The 2,370-nt window shown below is 36.9% G+C and carries 2 protein-coding genes and 1 pseudogene; all 3 read right to left on the bottom strand.

Annotated features, from left to right (window positions below; all coding sequences use genetic code 11):
- A pseudogene (locus AOM43_RS13725) lies at positions 1 to 433 on the bottom strand (RHS repeat protein); the annotation flags it as partial.
- Between the two features lie 483 nt (positions 434 to 916).
- Positions 917 to 1,300, bottom strand: a complete 384-nt coding sequence (locus AOM43_RS07180) for a barstar family protein (RefSeq protein WP_059359659.1) — start codon at positions 1,298 to 1,300, stop codon at positions 917 to 919.
- On the bottom strand, positions 1,301 to 2,370 hold a 1,070-nt coding region (locus AOM43_RS07185; protein ID WP_275452238.1), incomplete at its 5' end, for an RHS repeat-associated core domain-containing protein.

The raw sequence follows: 2,370 nt of genomic DNA on the forward strand, positions 1-2,370 counted from the left end.
ATAAGAGTGATTCGCTGAACTCTTTTCTGAATTGAGCTGATAGAGATCATCATAAGCATATTGACAAGGCAAACGACCAATTGGATCGGTGTAAATTTGTGTGAGAAGATTCCCAACTGCTTCATATGTAACTCCTGTTTCACTGAAATGTGGAGAGTGGATCGACTTGTGCCGATGAAGCAAATCATAAGTATACGTTGTTTGACCAATGGCAGATCTTTTTGGATCAGATTACCTGCTTGGTCATAGCGGTAAGTTTGGGAATAAAGCTGTTCTCCTGTGTTAGATCTACCGCGTTGTAGCCGTACACAACATGACTGCCGTCGGGAAGTGTACTGGAATGAATACGTCCTTTCCGGTCGTATACATATTTCATCTGCAGACCATTGCCCAACGTTTCTTCAATGAGGCGATCACATCTATCAATTGAGCGCGAATGGGAGGATACTTTGCCAACTTTAAACGTTGGGAGGATCTTCTCGAAGAAACTCAAACCAAGGAATTAATGAGGTTGAAAAATAATTTAATGATTTGAAAAGGCTGCTTTTAAATACTTATGGTAAATTTACCTCAGAATTTAAACACTTAGAGGAATGGAGTCACAATATTACAAGCCGTCTAGGATGGCTAAATGGGCACATTCCGGAAGAACATTGTAGCGCTTTGCAAGACGAAAATAAAGTTAGGCAAAACTTGATGAGGATCTATAAGCGTGCAGCTAAAGTCCCAGTCGCTTGCAGGACATTCAAGCTGTTTTTGAGCCTAGAAGAGGAACAATCAAGACCATAGAAGATGCCAATTAAATCATAATCTTGCATCTTTTGTTAGATCAATAGAAGTTCCAGTCAGTTTGATACGAACTTCTATTTTTATTTGGATTAATTTATTGGGAGCAGGTCAGTAATAGGTCAAACATTTAAGGATTTTTAGATTCATTACCTTTTTCCAATTCTACTTTTAAATTTATAGGGAATAAAATTTCCACATTATGAGATTTATCGTGAGTCCAATATGTCGCTCCTTTTTCTAATAATTTGAGGTATATTTTTCGATCCTTTTCATCTAATGGAGGGATCTCTTCATGAATGATTTGGATATTAAAATTTTCTATCCAATCCAAATTAGTAAAATTTTCATAAAAAGAATCCCAATTTGTATTTGAATAATCAGGAAAATCTAATTTATCCATAAAAAACTGAATTAAATCAAATCTATTTTTTATTCCCTTCGGTATAACAATAAGTTTACTATTGAAATTTTGCTCATGAGGAAATTTATCAAAAAATTTAAAGTTAGTCATTTAATTTACCTTTATAAAAGTTTTATAATGATCTGGAGTATAAAATATTTCGCCACTTTCCCCCACAACGATTCTTTGTGGTCCAGCCCCTTGAGCTTCTGCTGTAGGATGGACAAATTCTCTATAATAATTTTCCGCTTTTTGTGGAAGTAAGTCTTGCGCATTTTCAAATATACTTCCATCATTTTTATGAGGATGCTTTATACCGTCTTTTATTCTCTTTAGTGTGGCTCGTAAATCTACCCAACCTTCCATGGTTTTTTTGCCGATTTTTACCCTAGACCAAACAAAATCGGCGGTTTTTTTTGTTGCAGTTTCTGCCGTCAGCGTCAGAGTTCTTTCAATAAACGTGGTTTCAGCCATTACTTTGCTAGCATTCATAGCAGCACTACGAATCCCTCTACCAGCAATTTGTGTAGCTTCAGTTGTTAATAGTTTTTGCGCCTGTCTTAAAACCACTCTTTGCGCAACTTTTTTTACCGCTAAAGAACCTAGGTTATAGGCTAACCCAGCGCCGCTGTACAGCAATGCGGCATCCGCTGCTAAAAATATTCCATCGACAGTATATTCACCTAATTTGCCAGCAGAATAATTATCGTAACATTCCCCATTCAGAATTTCTGGGGGAGCATTTGAATAGTCTTTTGTAAGCCGGTTATAAACACCCTTAATAAAATTTTTGCTCGCCTGATATCCAGTTTCTCGATCTTGCATTTCTTGTAATGTCTGCTCTTTTTCAAATTCAGACCACTCTGAAAGACCAAATAAATCAATACTAGTTAAAGGACTGTTATTTACATATGCATATAGATTAGGTCCGGCTTCATAACCAAGGGGATCAGCAGTGATCCAACGAGCTATTTGAGGGTCATAGTAACGTCTGCCAAAATAAATCAGGTCCGTTTCTGGATCAGTTCGTTTGGAACAAAAACGCCAAGATGTTGTCGGATCTTTAGCATCCCCAGATGGATCAAAAATGGTTTCTTCTCCGAAAGCCGTGTAGCGATAGATATCGACAGGTTCACCTTTAGAGTTTAAAAGAACTTGAACATGCCCTGTAAAGTTAGTTA

It is taken from the genome of Parachlamydia acanthamoebae (assembly GCF_000875975.1).
Taxonomy (GTDB): domain Bacteria; phylum Chlamydiota; class Chlamydiia; order Chlamydiales; family Parachlamydiaceae; genus Parachlamydia; species Parachlamydia acanthamoebae.

Excerpts from the sequence above, each read along its gene's own strand:
- AOM43_RS07180 (WP_059359659.1), bottom strand. The coding sequence starts at position 1,300 with ATGACTAACTTTAAATTTTTTGATAAATTTCCTCATGAGCAAAATTTC.